We start from the raw sequence: 18,278 nt of genomic DNA on the forward strand, positions 1-18,278 counted from the left end.
AATTGAAAGATTATATATTAAAACAGTTTGATTACCATGCTTGGGCTAATACTAGATTATTCAATCGATTAAAAGAGTTACCAAACTATGAGACAATTTTTAATGAGCAGATACAGAGTGTATTCCCATCCATTAAGGATACTTTTGTGCATATTTATATTACAGATCAAGTGTGGTTACACATATTGCATGGTAAAAGTATGAATGAAGCAATACAAGACCGAGAAAATTTACGAAAACAAATTGAAACTAAATCGTTACATGAATTAGAAAAAATGTTTGAAAACATGGCAAATCAATATAAAGACTTTTTAATTACAATACAAGACGTGAATGCTGTATTTGTTATTGAGAACCCATATGCAGAGGCATTAGAAACTTCAATTTTAGAGTTAGTACAACATGTCGTAAATCATGGTACATATCATAGAGGAAATATAACAGCGATGATCCGTCAACTTGGTCATTCGTCGACAATGATGGATTTTGTACTGTATTTACATATGGTTAAAAAGCAGGGAGAGTAATATAGTTTGTAAGAAGGAGAGGCTTTAATTATAGAAGTCTCTCCTTCTATTTTATTCCACATTCATGGTAGATCGACTGATTAAAGTTTTCTTAAGAAGCTTTATTTTCTTGTAATTGCTTAGCGTATTGTACAGCCTTAAGTGCATTGACTCTACCATTTTTCCAGTACGTACCTGTACCACTAATTTTATCAGAAGTTGACTCAATAATTTGGCGGATTTGTGTATTGCTATATCCTTGATTTGCTAAAAGGGCAGCGACTCCTGCAACATGAGGTGTTGCCATAGATGTACCACTTAATGATTGATACGTGCTTCCTTTATATGTGGAATATATATTTGAACCTGGTGCTGCAACATCTACCCAGCTACCATAAGTAGAAAATGAAGATTTCTTATCTGCTTGATCTGTAGAAGCAACTGCAATCACTTCGCTGTAATAAGCAGGGTAATTAGCTTTTGTATTTCCAGCATTTCCAGCAGCTGCAACTATAACAGAGCCTTTATTCCATGCATATTGAACGGCTTGTTGTAATGCAGTACCACCATTTGGAGCTCCTAAACTTAAACTAATTACTTTTGCACCTGAATCAGCAGCTTCTCGAATACCTTGCGCTACAGCATCAAGAGTACCACTTCCTTGATTATCTAATACGCGGACAGCATAAATTGAAGTTTGTGGGGCAACACCAGCAATTCCGACACTGTTATTCGTAAGTGCTCCAGTAATTCCAGCGCAATGTGTACCATGACCATTACCATCATCAGATGTATTGTCATTATCAACATAATCATGCCCGTAAATTACTTTTGAAGCCAAATCAGGATGTGAACCTTGAACTCCTGTATCAATAATAGCTACTTTTACACCAGGATCACTTCGTTGGCTATCCCAAGCTTGTGGAGCTTGAATTTTTTGTAATCCGTATTGATTGTTAAAATATGGGTCGTTTGGAGTCCAAAAGGCGTGAACGTAATAATTCGGTTCTGCATATTCTACATCTGGATTATTTTTATAACTCTTTATTTTTTCTTTTACAGTACCTTTTGAAAATTGAACGACTTCAAAACCTAGTTTATCATCTTTAGATAAGACATTAGCTCCGACAGATTTATGAAAAGATTGCACATTACTTAAAGATGCATTTTGCTTGAACTTAACGATTAATTGGTTAGGAACGTAATCAGTAGATGATGTTTCAGCGCTTGAAGTATTCGTGTTAAAGAAGAAACCACCAATGATAAATGATAAAACTGATAGGAAAACAATGATTTTGTTTTTCAAAAGATTTTTCCTCCCTTTTCTTGGATGAGTTTTTCAGCGACACTTTAATGTCGCATTCCTTTTCAACTATATAGTTAGACCATACGATTTATGACATTTATGTGAAAAACTTTTGGAGGAATAAAAAGGAGTAAACATTGATATAAATATATTTTTAATGATAGTAATTAAGTAAAAGAGGGGATGAAAAAAGGAATGCTCATCATGTATGAGTCATTCCTTTTTTCATAGATTAACTTGCCTGTTTTTTATTATTTTCTTTCAATTTCTCTGCTTGTAAAAAGCGATTCGTTTCAGCAACAACAATACTACTTAATCCAATTAGACCAATTAAGTTTGGAATGGCCATAAGTCCATTTGCAATATCAGCAAATGTCCATACGATTCCTAGCTTTAAATTAGCACCAATTGCAATCATGACGATAAAGATTGCTTTATAATATTTAACAGCACTTTCTCCGAATAAATAAGCTACACATTTTTCTCCATAATACGACCAGCCTAAAATAGTAGAGTAGGCAAATAAAATAATTGCGATACCGAGAATCATACTACCAGCAGTACCAAATACAGATTGGAATGCAAGTGTTGTAGCTTCAACGCCTGTTTTACCAGATTTCCAAGCACCTGTAGTAATTAATACTAGTCCTGTAATTGTACATACAATAAACGTATCTAGAAAAGTACCAGTCATTGAAACTAAAGCTTGCTTTGCAGGTGAATCAGTTTTTGCAGCCGCCGCAGCAATTGGTGCACTCCCTAAACCAGCTTCGTTCGCAAATACACCACGCGCCATTCCGATTTGAATAGCTGATGCAACTGTTGCCCCAATAAAACCACCAGCAGCTGCTGTACCATTAAATGCACCAGAAAAAATAAGTGAAAATGCTTCTGGAATTTGGTCGTAGTGATAGAAAATAATTATAAGACCAGCAATTATATAAAAGAAAGCTTTAATAGGAACGACATATCCCGTCACTTTCCCGATTTTTTTTACACCGCCTAAAATAACAATTGCGATTAAAAATGCCATTAGTATACCAGTTAAAGCAGGAGGGAAAGAGAAATTAATTCGCATTGCCTCTGCAACTGAATTAGATTGCACCATATTACCAATACCGAAAGAAGCAGTTGTACCGAATATAGCGAATAATACTGCCAGCCATTTCTTACCTAAACCACGTTCTAAATAATACATTGGTCCACCTGAATATTCACCATTTTCATTACTAACACGGTATTTCACTGCAAGTATTGCTTCAGCATACTTTGTTGCCATACCGAACAATGCGGTAATCCACATCCAAAATATTGCACCAGGTCCACCTATAGTAACAGCTGTTGCAACACCAGCGATATTTCCCATACCAATCGTTGCGGCCATTGCTGTCATAAGTGCTTGGAAGTGACTAATATCTCCAGAAGAAGAGGTATCTTCTGATTTTTTAAATGCTAGTTTGTGAGCGTATAATAGTTTACTAAACTGTAAACCTTTTAAACGCACTGTGAGAATGACACCAGTTCCAACGAGTAGCAACAAAGTTGGTAATCCCCACACGTATTGATTCAGTTGTTCTAATACTTTACTTACTGTCTCCATCTTTATTCTCCTTTTTTAGAAAAAATAAAAACCACTTCAAGTAAATGAAATGGTCTCTGGAGAAACAAGGGATAGAAAAATAAACCGATACAATCGGCTTTTTCTTTCGCTTGTCTCTGTCCTTTTACCTGAGAGATTATCCGCTAAAGTAGCGGATTTGCTCCTTCGGTGCTCGTTTTCCTCCGCGCTATATAAAAGCGAGAGGGAGTCTCTCCAGAGATTCGTCCCCATGCAGTTCTACTTGTAACCAAGACCTGAGAGTTTCAAAGTTGGTATAACAACTTTTTGCCCCGTCGGTAGATCAATAGACCTTCTCCTGAATGGTTCATCCGAATTATAAAATTTACAAACACATTGATTGTAAATCAATAAAAACATTATAGACATACAAATTGTGAATTGCAATCATTTTTTATTTTAAAATAGTAAATAGTTTTATTTTTTTGTAAGTCCTAATTTATCTTCAACTTCATTTAAAGTAGATAAAGCGATGACAATATGTTGATCCGCAAGTCCTAAAGCTTGTTTTGTTTTTTCAATAGTTTCATTGGTTGGAGTAGAGTTATTTGCTCCGTCTATAATCAAATTTGCTGCATCTTTCATGAAGTTTGATGCGGATTTAAACTGGGTTGTGAATTGAATTAGTTGTTTTTGTATATCTATATTTGTTATGTTTTCTTTAATTTTAAGCGTGTCTATTTCGTTCATAATTGTTTCATACCGCTTGGAAACAGCATTCATTGTAATTAATAGTTTATTTCGATCTACTGAATCTCCATTCGTGTTAATCTCTTCCCAGGCAGGCAACCAATCTTTTTCGATGATGTTATTATAAGTAGTAGTCAATTCATTAATTTTAGGTTGTAATTTCGTTTTGAAAGTTTTTGTATCCGCTGTTTCTACAGGTGCTTTTTCGTTGTTATTTTTAACATTAGTAACGTAGAAAATTGTACCGAAAATGATGAAAATAGAAATAATAACTGTCCATTTAGTAAAAAATAATTTCTGCAATATGTAACGCCTCCAAAATTTAAAAACTTATAATTATAATATATAACAATAATGTTGTTTGAAGTAGAGAAAATAGGTTAGAAATGATTTAAATTATATCTTTTCTATACATAAATAATTAAAGTTAGTAAAATGATGAAAGTTATATGTGAGAAAAGAGGGTTTTTAGTGAAAATGAATAGAAGAAAACTAGTTTCAAATATTTCAATGGCTATGTTATTAGTTGGTTTAATTGCATTCATATTTATGAATAAAGAATCTAAAATTAAAGGTTTTCCAGTACCAATGTCAGCAATTCATATTAACGATGATAAGGAAGAGGACTATCAATATATAAGTGTAATACCTATTACAAAAGCAAATGGATGGGAGAACTTAGGGGAAAACGGGCATACTGTTAGTTTTAAAAAAGGGGAGCGGAAGGTAACTGTATTACATTATCCAGGAGAAATTACGTATTCTATATTTGAAAAATAATTGATGATAAAAAAGATAGGGAGTAGATGATATTGTAGGATTGTTTACTTCCTATCTTTTTTAGTTTTTAATTCTGAATTGTTTGAATTAAAATTATTATGCGTATAGAATAAAATAGTATGTTTTTTGATGATATAGATAACCGGTAATACATAATTATATTATGTAAACTATAAGCAGGATAAGAAAGCAAGAGATTTTAATTTTTATATTTTAGATGTATTTTTACCCGGTAAGTATTCCGGTAATCAACTTGCAACATTTACGGAGGTCATCAAATTTCGAGTAAGTAATGGAGTTGATAACAAAAAAATTAACGTTTGTGTATATGGAAAAATAGAAAGTATGGCGAGTGGGAAATGGATCGAATCATAAGGGGGAATTAAAAATGTTACTAAAAACAATCTACTGTAAGGTGGAAGAAGAGAAAAAAGAATTGTTTTCCAGTGCGCAAGAAAAATGGCGTGATATACAGCACCTAGATGGTTTTCATGGACAATTTGGTGGATGGAATGAAGATGAGGCATGTGTATTTACTTTATGGGAAGATAGAAGTGCATATCAATCATTTATGAATGGTGCTCACGATACAATTTATTTAAATAGTAATCAAGAGGATACGTTTCTTTCATGTGAAATTGAATTATTTCAAACGTTGTATGATATAACTGATATGCATTTGAAAGACGTTGTAGTAGAGGGAGCATTCGTAAGAGTTGCTATATGTGATGTAAAGTTGGAAAAGGAAAAGCATTTTTTACATAAGCAAGAAACAATTTGGAATAAAGGAATGGAAAAAGCAAAAGGAATGCTAGGTGGAGTAGTTGGAAAGTCTTTAAAAAATGAAAATCGTTACATAGTATTAACGTATTGGAAAGATGAAATAGCGCACCAACATTATGTGGAAGAGATTTTCCCAGATTTATATAAATTAGCTAATATTCATGAAGATATAGAAGAGATAAAAGGAAAACAAGCTGTATGTAAGGAAGAATGGCTTGTATATTAAACGATGAAAAAGTGCATAAATGATTGTATAATAACGATATTTTCTTATAAACAAGTAATTAATTGAAGACGTTATATACCCTTTCATGTTAATATATTTAAGTTATAATAGGAGGCTTACCCTTTTGTATTGTACGGTAGAAGCAGTGTGAGCTTGAAATTTTTTTTAGAAAAGGATGTGCCTAATTTGCGTATCAATAAATTTATTAGTGAAGCTGGAAAAGCGTCTCGACGTGGAGCGGATAAACTAATTAATGAGAGAAGAGTAATTATTAACGGTAAGGTTGCAAAAATTGGTGACCAAGTAAATCCAGGTGATGATGTACGAGTAAATGGAGAGCAGCTTCGAATTGCTCGAGATCACGTATATATCGCTTTAAATAAACCAGTAGGTATTACATGTACGAGTGAAAAAGCAGTAAAAGGTAATATTATCGATTTAGTGAATCATCCTTTACGAATTAGTCACATTGGACGTCTTGATAAAGACTCAGACGGTTTAATTTTGTTAACGAATGATGGTGATATCGTTAATGAAATTTTACGTGCTGAAAACAAACATGAGAAAGAATATATCGTTTCAGTAGATAAGCCAATTACTCCTGATTTCTTAGAGAAAATGGCAGCGGGTGTTAAAATTCTAGGTACAAAAACACTTCCTTGTGAGATCACACAGTTATCAAAATATGAGTTCAACATTATTTTAACGCAAGGGCTAAATCGTCAAATTCGCCGTATGTGTGAAGCTTTAGGTTATCAAGTATACACGTTAAAACGTACGAGAATTATGAATATCGAATTGAATAATTTACCAGTTGGACAATGGAGAGATTTATCGAAGAAAGAGAAAAGACGTCTATTTGCAGACTTAAATTACGAACCACAAGATTGGTAAAATTGCGAAGGGAAACCAAAAATCTATTTTTGGTTTCTTTTTTTATTAAAAAAAAATCATTTTTAAACACTTGCAAAAATAAAATGAATAAGATATAGTAAATAACAATTAATGGATGTACTTTTAAAAGCAAAGAAAAGGACACGAGTTATTTTACCCGGTTATACAGAGAAGGAAGGAAAGAAAGCTGAGAACTTCCTAACGCAGAAAAATAACTTACCACCTTAGAGCTGCACTAGGGAAATTAAGTATCTAGTGCCGTGTAAGCGACGTTATCGCAAAAGAAGCCATTATGTTTTTTGTGATGGGAATCTGGGTGGAACCACGGATATAAGCATATTCGTCCCTATATTTAGGGATGAATATGCTTTTTTGCATTCAATTTCATAATAAGCGAAGAAAAGGACACGAGTTATTTTACCCGGTTATACAGAGAGGGAAGGAAAGCTGAGAACTTCCTAACGCAGAAAAATAACTTACCACCTTAGAGCTGCACTGGGGAAATTAAGTATCTAGTGCCGTGTAAACGACGTTACCGTAAAAGAAGCCATTGTATGTTTACAATGGGAATCTGGGTGGAACCACGGGTAAAAGCACACTCGTCCCTATGTTAGGGATGAGTGTGCTTTTTATTATGAAATGGAGAGATGAAAAATGAAAGAGCAAATGATTGAAATTAAATTTCCAGATGGTAGCGTTAAAGAATTTGTAAATGGAGTTACTTTAGAAGAAATTGCGGGATCCATTAGCAGTAGTTTGAAAAAGAAAGCAGTCGCAGGGAAAGTAAATGATGGGTTATATGATTTACGCCGAAATATTGAAGAAAATGCGGAAGTAGAAATCGTTACTATAGATTCAAATGAAGGTGTAGAAATTGCAAGACATTCCGCGGCACATATTTTAGCGCAAGCTGTAAAAAGAATGTATGGTGATATAAATCTTGGGGTGGGGCCTGTTATTGAAAATGGATTTTATTATGATATGGATCTTCCAAGTAGTGTAAACGTAGAAGATTTACGAAAAATCGAAAAAGAAATGAAAAAGATTATAAATGAAAATATAAAGATAGAACGAGTTGAGGTTTCTCGAGAAGAAGCAGCAAAACTGTTTCAAGAAATGAACGATCGCTTGAAATTAGAACTTTTAGAAGCAATTCCTAGTGGGGAAAGTGTAACACTATATAAACAAGGTGAATTTGTAGATTTATGTAGAGGACCACATTTACCATCAACAGGTTATTTGAAAGCATTTCAATTAACTCAAGTTTCTGGGGCATATTGGCGAGGTGATAGTAATAACCAAGTGCTTCAGCGTATATATGGTGTTGCATTCTCTTCCCAAAAAGAATTAGAAGAGTATTTACATTTCGTTGAAGAAGCAGCAAAAAGAAATCATCGTAAGTTAGGCAATGAGCTTGAGTTATTTATGTTTTCTGAAGAGGCTCCGGGAATGCCGTTTTATTTACCGAAAGGACAAATTATTCGTAACGAATTGGAAGCATTTTTAAGAGAAATTCAAAAAGAGTACAATTATCAAGAAGTACGCACTCCGTTCATGATGAACCAAGAAGTATGGGAGAGATCAGGGCACTGGGGACATTATAAAGATAATATGTATTTCTCAGAAGTGGATAATAAAAGTTTTGCATTAAAACCGATGAACTGCCCAGGGCACATGCTTATGTTTAAAAATAAATTGCATTCTTATCGCGAATTACCAATTCGTATGTGTGAATTTGGTCAAGTACATCGCCATGAATTTAGTGGTGCGTTAAACGGATTATTAAGAGTACGTACTTTCTGCCAAGATGATGCACATTTATTTGTAACTCCAAAACAAATTGAAGATGAAATCAAATCCGTAATGGCGCAAATTGATTACGTATATAAAACTTTTGGATTCGAATATGAAGTAGAGCTTTCTACTCGTCCAGAAGATTCAATGGGTGACGATAAATTATGGGAGCAAGCAGAAGCAGCATTAGAAAATGTATTACAATCGCTAAATTATAAATATAGACTAAATGAAGGTGACGGTGCATTTTACGGGCCGAAAATTGATTTTCATATTAAAGATGCTTTAAATAGAAGTCACCAGTGCGGAACAATCCAGCTTGATTTCCAAATGCCAGAGAAATTTGATTTAAATTATATAGATGAAAATAATGATAAGAAAAGACCAGTTGTTATTCACAGGGCAGTTTTAGGGTCATTAGATCGCTTCTTAGCAATATTAATTGAGCACTTTGGAGGTGCGTTCCCGGCATGGGTGGCACCAGTTCAAGTGAAAGTAATTCCAGTTTCAAATGCAGTACATGAACAATATGCCAATGAGATTGCACATAAATTAGCAAAAGTTGGAGTTCGTGTTGAACAGGATGCACGAGATGAAAAATTAGGATATAAAATAAGAGAAGCACAAATGCAAAAAGTACCGTATGTTCTTGTTATTGGGGATAAGGAAATGGAAAATGGAGCTGTAAATGTACGTAAATATGGGGAAGAGAAGTCAGAAGTTGTTGTGCTAGATGTATTTGTGGCAAGTATTGAAGAAGAAATAAAGAATAGAAAATATTGATTGTAAAGAAAACACACTATTAGAAATTAGTGTGTTTTCATTTTTATCTTACAAAAATGTAAGGTAAATGTAAGCGAAATCGAGGGAACGAGTTGTAGAAAAATGAGAATATGAAGTAGGAAATAGGTTCATGTTACGGGTGTAAACCTTATTGAATGAATAATTAAAAAATTCTTAAGAATTTACATGACAAAATAATAAGAAATATGTGAGAAATTAAATTTATACAAAAGGGATGGAGTGAAAGAGATGTCAATGAATGTAGTTACTGTAGAAAGTGTAGAAAAAACGTATGGGAAAAGAAATGAGAATCAGTCAAAAGCGTTAAGGGGCGTATCATTAAATATTAAGGAAGGGGAATTCGTCGGGATTATGGGTCCTTCTGGGTCTGGGAAAACGACACTACTTAATGTGATTAGTACACTGGATCAAGCGACAGGTGGCAGTGTGACAATAGCTGGCACAAATATTACTTCAATGAAGGGGAATGCTTTATCAGATTTTCGATCTCAAAAATTAGGTTTCATTTTTCAAGATTTTAACTTACTAGAAAACTTATCAATTTATGAAAATATCGCTTTGCCACTTTCTTTGCAAGGCGTACCTTCAAGTGAGATTACTGGAAAGGTAAATGAGGTTGCGAAGAAATTAGGGATTACTGAAATTTTAACGAAATATCCAACTGCTGTTTCTGGTGGACAAAAGCAAAGAACAGCGGCAGCTCGAGCTTTAGTACATAATCCAGCAATTGTATTAGCAGATGAACCGACAGGAGCGCTTGATAGTAAAAATGCAAAAAGTTTATTAGAAGCGATGCAAGATTTACATGAAAATCATAATGTAAGTATTTTAATGGTTACACACGATGCATTTAGTGCAAGTTATTGTGAGCGTATTTTATTTATTCAAGATGGTCTTCTTTATAAAGAATTAAATCGTCAAGGCACTCGAGAGAATTTCTATCAAGACATTTTAGGTGTGCTCGCTCATATGGGCTCAGCTGCTGAGTCTAAGTAGGGGGCGAAACTATGTTATTTAAATTATCACGTCATAGTATGAAAAAGATGTTAAAAGATTATATGGTTTTACTTATTGGCCTCGTTATTAGTATTAGTATTTTCTACATGTTCCAAACAATGGCGATGAATAGTGAATTTACGAAAGATAATAGCCTAATTAGTAGTATTAGACTCGTCTTTTGGGTAGGTGCAATACTATTATCTTTCATTACTGTATTTTATATTATATATGCCAACTCTTTCTTACTCACGTTAAGAAGAAAAGAACTCGGTATGTACATGATGCTTGGTGCGAAAAAGAAAAAAGTAGCACAGTTATTATTTATTGAAACATTCGGTATGGGTATTGTTAGTATTATTATCGGTATTTTAGTAGGGATGTTACTTGCAAGTGTAGCAGGAAACTTTTTAATGAATGGAATGGAAATTTCAGCAAAAGGTAGTTATGCATCTGTATACACACCAGCAATTTTAGTTACAGCTATTTTCTTCTTAATACTATTTTTCATTACTGGCTTAATGAACAGTGTCCGATTGTTACGTAAAACTGAACTAGAGTTAATTCGTGAAGATGAAACACTAGATGAAGTGAAGAAAAGTAAAACTCGCATTATTATAATGACAGTACTTGGTGTATTACTAGTAAGTACAGGGTACTATTTTATGATCAATGTAAAAATATATGCTGAATTAGGTTTTATTATAGCAACCATCGTTACAACACTTGGAACATATTTTATCTTTAGTTCATTACTCCCATTTTTTGTGATGAAAATTAAGGGGAATAAAAAACGAAATGAAACGGGCTTAAATAGTTTTACATATGCACAGCTACGCTTTCGAGTAAATAGTTTATCGAGAGTATTAGGTACTGTAGCGATGTTAATTGCATTAGGCGCAGGTGCGATGACGGCAGGTATGGCTTTCCAAAAAAATGTAGGTATTATGACAGACTTTTCTCGTGTATATGATGTTGTAATTCATGATCCGAATGATCAAGACAAAGCTGCCTTAAAAGAAATGGAAATTGTTGAAGAAAGCAAGTACAAATATAAAGTAGATGGAGAAGCGGTTTATTATTTACGTAACGACTTAACTGCGAAACCACCACTTGTTTCAGACCATTTTGATACAAAAACGTTAAAAGAGCCTGTTCGTAAACGTGTGACTGAACCTTTAACTGAACCTGTATATTCAGCTTTAGAGGCTCCTGAATTAGCAAAATTCCCTCGTATGCCAAAGGATTGGGAAGACGCAGTTGTAAGAGAGATACAAATTACGCATAATCAATTTAGCGGAAAACCAGTAAGAATTGCAGACGAAGAGCATTATAAAGGGATTCAAGGAACTGAACATACTGTAACATTAGCAAAAGTAGATGATATGAAAAAATATAAACCGTTATTGATCGAAATAGACAAGAGACAAAAAGAACAAATTGAAAAAGCAACAGGTGAAAAGGTAGACTTATTTACGAAAATGACAATTTATCAGTTTATGAACAGCTTCATGAGCGGAACAATGTTTATGGGATTCTTCCTCGGAATTGCCTTTTTAGCAATGATGGCAAGTTCACTAATGTTCAAAATATTAACAGGTGCTTCTCGTGACGTACGACGTTATGAAATGTTACGAAAAATCGGCGTAAGACGTAGTATGTTAACGAAAAGTATATATAAAGAAATTTCATATTTATTTATCTTCCCAGCAATCATTGGTATTTCCCACGTTTTAGTTGGGCTTAACTTATTCAGCTTTATATTAGTTGACCCGTTTGTAAAAGTATGGGTGCCAATAGGAATTTTCTTAGTCATTTATTTCATTTATTACTGGATAACTGTTCAACTTTATAAAGGTATGGTAATGCCGAAAGAAGAGGTAGCTAAATAGTTTATGAAAAGAGTCCTTGTGTTGAGAATAAGGGCTCTTTTTTTATGTTTTTTATAAAGAAGGAAAAGATTGGATAATGGTCGAAAAATATAATGTAACTTCCAAGAAATGACTAAAATAATACTATTTTGTCGAGAGAAAGGATACGAAGTATGAAAGAAATGCTACAGTTATTTTGCAACAAAGTGTATGCACGTTTTTTTCTAGCAAATATTTTAGAGCGACTCGGTTCTATGATTGCTGGAATTTCTTTAATGTTTTATTTGTTAGATCAATACGGAAAACAACCAGTTTACGCAACGATGACACAAATTATGATTGCATTACCTGCATTAATCTTTTTTCTATTAGTAGGGACAGTGGTGGATCGTTTTGATAGACAACGTATTTGCACGGTAAGTAACATATGTTGTTCGCTCTGTAATATTGGAATCCTAATTTCGCTTTATTACGGGATGATTATACTTGTCTTTATATTTTTATTTTTGGAAAATGCATGTATACAATTTTTCTCTCCATCAGAACAATCGATGATACAGGGAGTAGTTGAATCAGACCAATACGGTGCAGCAGCGGGTATTAATCAAATGGTAAATAGTTTGTATGCTTTGTTTGGTGTAGGAATTGCAACGATGGTGTACTGGACTTTTGGAATTTACGGGAGCATTTTAGTAAATACGCTCACTTTTATTATGAGTGGTATTTTGATTCAAACGATCTCCATTCCAGAAAAAGTTCGTTTACCAAATGGTAGAACAAAATGGAAAGAAGTTAATTTGAAGATGTTAATAACAGAGTTTAAAGAAGGGATTAGGTATATATACCAAAATGAAACTTTAAAAAAATTACTTTTAGGATTTATCGTATTTGGATTATTAAATGGTGTTTTAAGTGTATCCACTACTTACATATTAAAATACAAACTAGCTCCAGAAACGTATGAAAGTTTAGCGATGGTGGGCGGTGTAGTTGGAGGGATTTCATTACTAATTGGAAGCATAGTAGCAACGAGTATAGGTAAGAAATATGCGCCAAAATCTATTATAGTTTTTGGTATGGCAGGCTCAGGAGTCTTCTTTGGTATGTGTTACTTTGTAAATTACGTATGGTCTTTTTATGTATGTATCGCTTTAGCGACATTCTTTTTACCGTTTATTAATGTTGCAATATCAGGTTGGATGTATGATATCGTAGAAGAATCGTTTATGGGGCGTGTTCAAAGTTTGCTAAGTCCATTAACGACAGGGTTTCAATTGTTATCTCTTGGAGCGATAGCTATGTTATTCCCGAAATGGATTGAGGCGGATACTTTGTATATTATTTTATTTGGTTTATTATTTTTTGTTACGTGTCTATACCAAGCTACTTTACCTAGTGGGCAAAAGCGAGTACATGTTGTAGCTAAAGAGATGTGACATATTTAGCTCTTTTTGTTTCTAGATATTCTATCGAATGGTAAGGGGTAATAGTTATGTTCATGCGAACTGCCAAGTGGTGTTGGATTACTTGTTTACAATTATTAGCTGCAATTCTATGTATAATCTGTTTAGGTGCGCTCCCTCGATTATTTAAGGGATTGCAAATTGATTTAATCGGTTTTTGGAACACGATTGTGTTTATTGGGGGAAAGTTACTCCGACCATGGGAAATTACATTTGGATTTCGAGACTCGAGGAAATTATTTCCACAAATATGGATTCATTATAGTGAAACTATGCTTGTATTTCTATCAGCTTTTTTACTATCTTTGCTTATAGCGTATGTACTTGTTGTTTGGGTATTGCAGCGTTCTCATATGAAGCAAAAAATGTGGAATGGAGTTTTTCTTACGCTAGAGAGTATACCGGATATATTACTTATTTTATTAGCACAACTTCTTGTCGTAATTGTTTTTCAAAAAACAGGTTTTATGCCAATAAAACTTGCTGGATTAGGAGAAGAGAGAGTACGATTGTTACCGATTATATGTCTTACAATACCAACAACGTTATTATTTATTAAACTATTGTTATTACGTTTTAAAGAAGAAATGGAGAAAGATTATAGTATATTTGCGAAGAGTAAAGGACTAAGTTTGCAGCATATTTTAACACATCACGTTTCAAGGAATGTTTTATTGACAACAATCTACTATGCGAAAACAAACATTTTATTTATGCTATCCAATTTATATATTATCGAATGGATTTTCAATACATATGGAATGTTTGTTTTTGTAAAAGAAAATTCTAAATTAGAAATATTTACAGTGAGTCTAGTTATATTATACGTTCCACTTTTTATACTATTTCGTATATTACATACGCTTTTACAAAATGTTATAAGGGAGCGTGTGTAACATGTGGCAAGTTGTAAAAAGAGATGTGAGATTTTGGATAGGTATTACTTTTTTGAGTGTACTAATGACTATTAGTATTGGATATACGGTGTTTTTTGATGGGAATATTCGTGAACTTACGATGATGTATAACGAAAAAGGGGAACTAGAGGCAGCCCCATTTTCGCCATCAAGTAAATTTTGGTTCGGAAGTGATGTGAAAGGTCGTGACCTTGTTCAATTAATAATAGAAGGTGCAAAATGGACAGTTGGAGCGAGTATAATTATAGCGATTTTACGAGTTATAGTTGGAGGGGGAATTGGTTTACTTCTTGGTATGTATGGTAAACGTTCTTTTCCAGTTATTTCATCCTTTTTTGATCCTTTTAGTATTGTACCGATGGTTATGATTTCTTATTTTATGTTAAATGAAGTTTTAACGTTTGATAGTGGAGCAGAAGTTGTGCCGTTATATTTGCGTGTGGCATTTCAAATTATAGTTCTTGTATGTCTTGCTGTACCAACAGTTATGTTGTATGTAGCGCAAGAAGTTAAACGTATTAAGAAAGAAGAATTTATGTTGGCAGCCACTGTGCTTGGCGGGAGTAAGTGGCAGAGGTTAAAGCGCCATATATGGCCTCATATGTTGCCATCATTTCTTTTATTAGTAGCACAACAATTTGTGAGTACTTTATTACTTCTTTTACACCTTGGTTTGTTGCAATTATTCTTTGGTGGAACAATAACCTTCAGTGGAATGGATCCAGATAGTGTAACAAAAGAATGGACCGGCCTAATTGGTCAAAACTTCCGCCACTTAACTACTCATACATGGATTGTACTTATACCGATTGCTTTTTATAGTATGACAATTTTAGCTGGAAACCTTATTAGTAATAGCATGCAAGATGCGATTAAACTAGGAAATGTGAGAAGGCCAGAGCGGGAAGGTAGAGAAGTGCAAGTAGAGAAACAAGTACAACCAACTATGAATGACTTTTCTTTTTATAGGGAGATACAAAAGTAAAGAAAGATAGCTGAAGACAAATCATTTTCAGCTATCTTTTTTCGCTTAAAGTGGAGGTAAATCAATCTTACCTTCTTCAAATAATTCTTTTATCATATGCTTCGTATAACCAGCGGCTTGACCAAATGTGATTTTTGCTGGCATTGGTGCTTCGTTAGCATCTACAACTACATCAATAATACACGGTTTATTTTGTTTTACTGCATTTTCGAAAGCGGGAAGTAGTTCATCTAAATTCTCAACACGGTATCCAATACCTCCACACGCCTCTGCATATTTTGCAAAATCAGGGTTCGTTAAATCTGTTTCGAATTCGATGTTACCCATGACTTCTTGCTCGAATTTAATCATCGCAATTTTATTATTGTTTAATACGACGACAACGATTGGTAATTTATATTTTACAGCTGTTACGAAGTCATTCATCGTCATTCCAAATCCGCCATCACCACAAACTGCAAACACTTGTTTATCCGGGAACACAATTTTTCCAGCAAGAGCACCAGGTAAACCGCAACCAAGTGTTGCGAGCCAGCTAGAAATGACAAATTGCTGGTTTGTCATACGGAAGTGCCTTGCGGTCCATACTGTTACATTTCCGACATCGACTGATAGAATTGCATCATCATGTGCTACTTGCTGCAGAGCATGCATAACGCGTTGTGGTTTAATTGGAATGGAAGAGTCTTCTTCTTGCTCGTGTAATTTTTCTTCCCACTTTTTCATCATTTCTTGATAATGTTCTAAGAAGGAATGGTCTGTGTGTTTTTCAACATTTTCAATTAACCATCGCAATGTTTTATCAGCATCACCAGCTAAACCAATATCTGTCGCGTAACGTTTCCCGATTTGGGCAGGATCTGTATCGATATGGATTGTTTTAGCTTTTTCAGGTAAGAAACCAGTGAACGGATAAGAAGTACCAACCATAATTAAAGTATCCGCATGTTTCATTGCTTCATAAGAAGGTTTCGTTCCGATTAATCCTAATCCACCAATACAAAGAGGATGTTCATCAGGAATAACGCCTTTAGCTGGTAATGTAAGTACGATTGGAGCACCAATATGTTCTGCCAATGCAAGTAAAGATTCTCTTGCATGTTTTGCTCCTTTTCCAGCTAAAATAACAGGTTTTGTCGCTTCATTTATTGCAAGTTTCGCTGCATCTAAATCTTCTTCTTGCGGAAATAACTCAGGTAATGTAAAGGAAGTATTTGTAACACGAGCACCACTTTTCACTTCGAATTTTGGAACATCATCAGGAATCGTAAGAACGGATACACCTTTTTTCGTATAAGCCATTCGAATCGCTTGATTTACGACAGCAGGTAGTTGTTCTGCTGACATAATGCGCTGGTTATAAACCGCGACATCATCGAACATTCTTTCCAAGTTTACTTCTTGGAAAAAATCCGTTCCGAGTAAATCGGTTTCTACTTGACCTGAAATTGCTAGTACAGGAGCTTTATCGAGTTTCGCATCATATAAACCGTTTAATAAATGAATAGCTCCAGGTCCTGCGATTGCCATGCAAACGCCGAGTTTTCCTGTTAACTTAGCATAGGCAGCTGCTGCTAATGCACCAGCCTCTTCATGGCGAACTTGAATGAATTTAATTTTATCTTGTTTTTTTCTTAATGCTTCAATAATAGAATTGATGGAATCACCAGGCATACCGTATATATGTTCTACTCCCCAGTCAATTAATAAATCAACTAATGCTTCACCGGCTGTTTTTCCAAACATAATTGTTCCTCCTTATAATAGGTAGATAACATTATGTTTTGGATAAAAAGGAAAAATATACAAATAAGAAAAATTATCTGGTTATTTGTGATCTAAGAATCAGTTTGGGAGGCACAAAATTTTCACTTTAGCAACTTTAATGATGACCAGCGAATAAAGTGAACAATGTTATTAGTAAAAAACCACTAGTTGCCCACATTAGAAATGTAAGGAAAGAGAGCTGTTTCTTAGCTTTCCAAAGCATTTCATGAATTGTGACATATCCAAGTGAACCAATAGCACTTCCCATAATGAGGCCTTGCAGGTGAAGAGCTTTTCCTTCCATCAAAATGCCAAAAACTGTGCCAGTACCAAGAATAAGAGAAAGTAATAAAGTCGTTAATAAAAAGGAAATATATTTATGCTTTGTAAAGAGAAAGGGGATAATTAATGCTAAGCCTTCTGGAATATGGTGAATTACAATTGCAAGTAAGAAAGGAATGGCAGAATCATTATGATTTATAAAAGCTGTACCTAATGCAAATCCACTCGGCAAATTATGAATAAATATAGCGAAAGAGAGAAAAAGGAAAGTTTGCCATGCTTGTTGATCTTTTTTATGTATCATTGGATGATGACAATAGTTATCTAATAAGCTCATAACTAAAATACCGATGGCTATACCAAGTATAGGCCCAATCATTTCGTAGCTTGAAAATGTTTCAGGAATAATTTCAAGGGATAAAAGCCCAAGCAAAATACCGCCACATAATGCATATAAACGATGCATTTTTTCTTCAATGAGTTGGCGTGTTGCTACTCCAACAGCACCTCCTAATAGTAATCCACCGAACGAAAAAAATGTTACAATCATTGGGATCCATAAACGTTCCATAGTATCACACTCCGATTCTATTCCC

Annotated in this window: 15 protein-coding genes, 1 riboswitch and 1 other annotated feature; of the genes, 10 read left to right on the forward strand and 5 right to left on the reverse strand. The window is 34.1% G+C overall.

The features are described 5' to 3' along the window. Window positions 1–2: 2 nt before the first annotated feature. Window positions 3–527, forward strand: coding sequence for a DinB family protein (locus RT27_RS29510; RefSeq protein ID WP_043938679.1), 525 nt, complete (start codon window positions 3–5; stop codon window positions 525–527). Between the two features lie 91 nt (window positions 528–618). Here RT27_RS29510 and RT27_RS29515 read toward each other — a convergent pair whose 3' ends face one another. The 3 genes from RT27_RS29515 to RT27_RS29525 all read right to left on the reverse strand — a co-directional run bounded on the left by RT27_RS29515 (window position 619) and on the right by RT27_RS29525 (window position 4,423). Beyond that, the gene (locus tag RT27_RS29515) at window positions 619–1,812 is read right to left on the reverse strand and encodes a S8 family peptidase (RefSeq protein WP_043938680.1); all 1,194 of its coding nucleotides are present in this window, start codon (window positions 1,810–1,812) and stop codon (window positions 619–621) included. Window positions 1,813–2,044: 232 nt separating this feature from the next. Next, window positions 2,045–3,412 (reverse strand): sodium:alanine symporter family protein, encoded by a 1,368-nt coding sequence (locus RT27_RS29520; RefSeq protein WP_043938682.1) that lies wholly within the window; start codon window positions 3,410–3,412, stop codon window positions 2,045–2,047. A 106-nt stretch (window positions 3,413–3,518) separates the two neighbouring features. Then, window positions 3,519–3,639, reverse strand: a riboswitch (glycine riboswitch). A gap of 208 nt (window positions 3,640–3,847) precedes the next feature. Next, window positions 3,848–4,423: a hypothetical protein gene (locus RT27_RS29525; RefSeq protein WP_043938684.1), complete on the reverse strand. Its 576-nt coding sequence runs from the start codon at window positions 4,421–4,423 to the stop codon at window positions 3,848–3,850. A 132-nt stretch (window positions 4,424–4,555) separates the two neighbouring features. Between RT27_RS29525 and RT27_RS29530 the strand changes: the two genes are divergently transcribed. From RT27_RS29530 to RT27_RS29570, 9 genes are all read left to right on the forward strand, one after another. Next, window positions 4,556–4,900 (forward strand): hypothetical protein, encoded by a 345-nt coding sequence (locus RT27_RS29530; protein WP_043315206.1) that lies wholly within the window; start codon window positions 4,556–4,558, stop codon window positions 4,898–4,900. 388 nt (window positions 4,901–5,288) lie between these two features. Continuing rightward, window positions 5,289–5,909, forward strand: coding sequence for a YdbC family protein (locus RT27_RS29535; protein ID WP_016081706.1), 621 nt, complete (start codon window positions 5,289–5,291; stop codon window positions 5,907–5,909). A gap of 186 nt (window positions 5,910–6,095) precedes the next feature. Next, entirely contained in the window at window positions 6,096–6,803 is a 708-nt protein-coding gene (locus RT27_RS29540) for a pseudouridine synthase (RefSeq protein ID WP_029442257.1), read from the forward strand. Window positions 6,804–7,190: 387 nt separating this feature from the next. Then, window positions 7,191–7,413: a binding site (T-box leader), on the forward strand. Window positions 7,414–7,457: 44 nt separating this feature from the next. After that, the gene (gene thrS / locus RT27_RS29545) at window positions 7,458–9,380 is read left to right on the forward strand and encodes a threonine--tRNA ligase (protein ID WP_043938687.1); all 1,923 of its coding nucleotides are present in this window, start codon (window positions 7,458–7,460) and stop codon (window positions 9,378–9,380) included. Between the two features lie 249 nt (window positions 9,381–9,629). Next, window positions 9,630–10,397 carry an ABC transporter ATP-binding protein gene (locus tag RT27_RS29550; RefSeq protein ID WP_029442259.1) on the forward strand — a complete coding sequence of 256 codons (768 nt, stop codon included), beginning with the start codon at window positions 9,630–9,632 and terminating at the stop codon, window positions 10,395–10,397. Between the two features lie 11 nt (window positions 10,398–10,408). Next, window positions 10,409–12,289 (forward strand): ABC transporter permease, encoded by a 1,881-nt coding sequence (locus tag RT27_RS29555; protein ID WP_043938688.1) that lies wholly within the window; start codon window positions 10,409–10,411, stop codon window positions 12,287–12,289. Window positions 12,290–12,432: 143 nt separating this feature from the next. Continuing rightward, window positions 12,433–13,704, forward strand: a complete 1,272-nt coding sequence (locus RT27_RS29560; protein ID WP_269429672.1) for an MFS transporter — start codon at window positions 12,433–12,435, stop codon at window positions 13,702–13,704. Between the two features lie 56 nt (window positions 13,705–13,760). Then, window positions 13,761–14,627, forward strand: coding sequence for an ABC transporter permease subunit (locus tag RT27_RS29565; protein WP_043938691.1), 867 nt, complete (start codon window positions 13,761–13,763; stop codon window positions 14,625–14,627). Between the two features lies 1 nt (window position 14,628). Beyond that, window positions 14,629–15,633: an ABC transporter permease subunit gene (locus RT27_RS29570; RefSeq protein ID WP_043938692.1), complete on the forward strand. Its 1,005-nt coding sequence runs from the start codon at window positions 14,629–14,631 to the stop codon at window positions 15,631–15,633. 45 nt (window positions 15,634–15,678) lie between these two features. On the opposite strand, the gene RT27_RS29575 is transcribed toward RT27_RS29570, so the two are convergent. After that, the gene (locus RT27_RS29575) at window positions 15,679–17,379 is read right to left on the reverse strand and encodes a pyruvate oxidase (RefSeq protein WP_043938694.1); all 1,701 of its coding nucleotides are present in this window, start codon (window positions 17,377–17,379) and stop codon (window positions 15,679–15,681) included. A gap of 136 nt (window positions 17,380–17,515) precedes the next feature. Further along, on the reverse strand, window positions 17,516–18,253 hold the full coding sequence (locus RT27_RS29580) for a ZIP family metal transporter (protein ID WP_016081698.1): 738 nt from the start codon (window positions 18,251–18,253) through the stop codon (window positions 17,516–17,518). Between the last annotated feature and the right edge of the window lie 25 nt (window positions 18,254–18,278).

The organism is Bacillus sp. L_1B0_5, assembly GCF_000836715.1.
Taxonomy (GTDB): domain Bacteria; phylum Bacillota; class Bacilli; order Bacillales; family Bacillaceae_G; genus Bacillus_A; species Bacillus_A thuringiensis_S.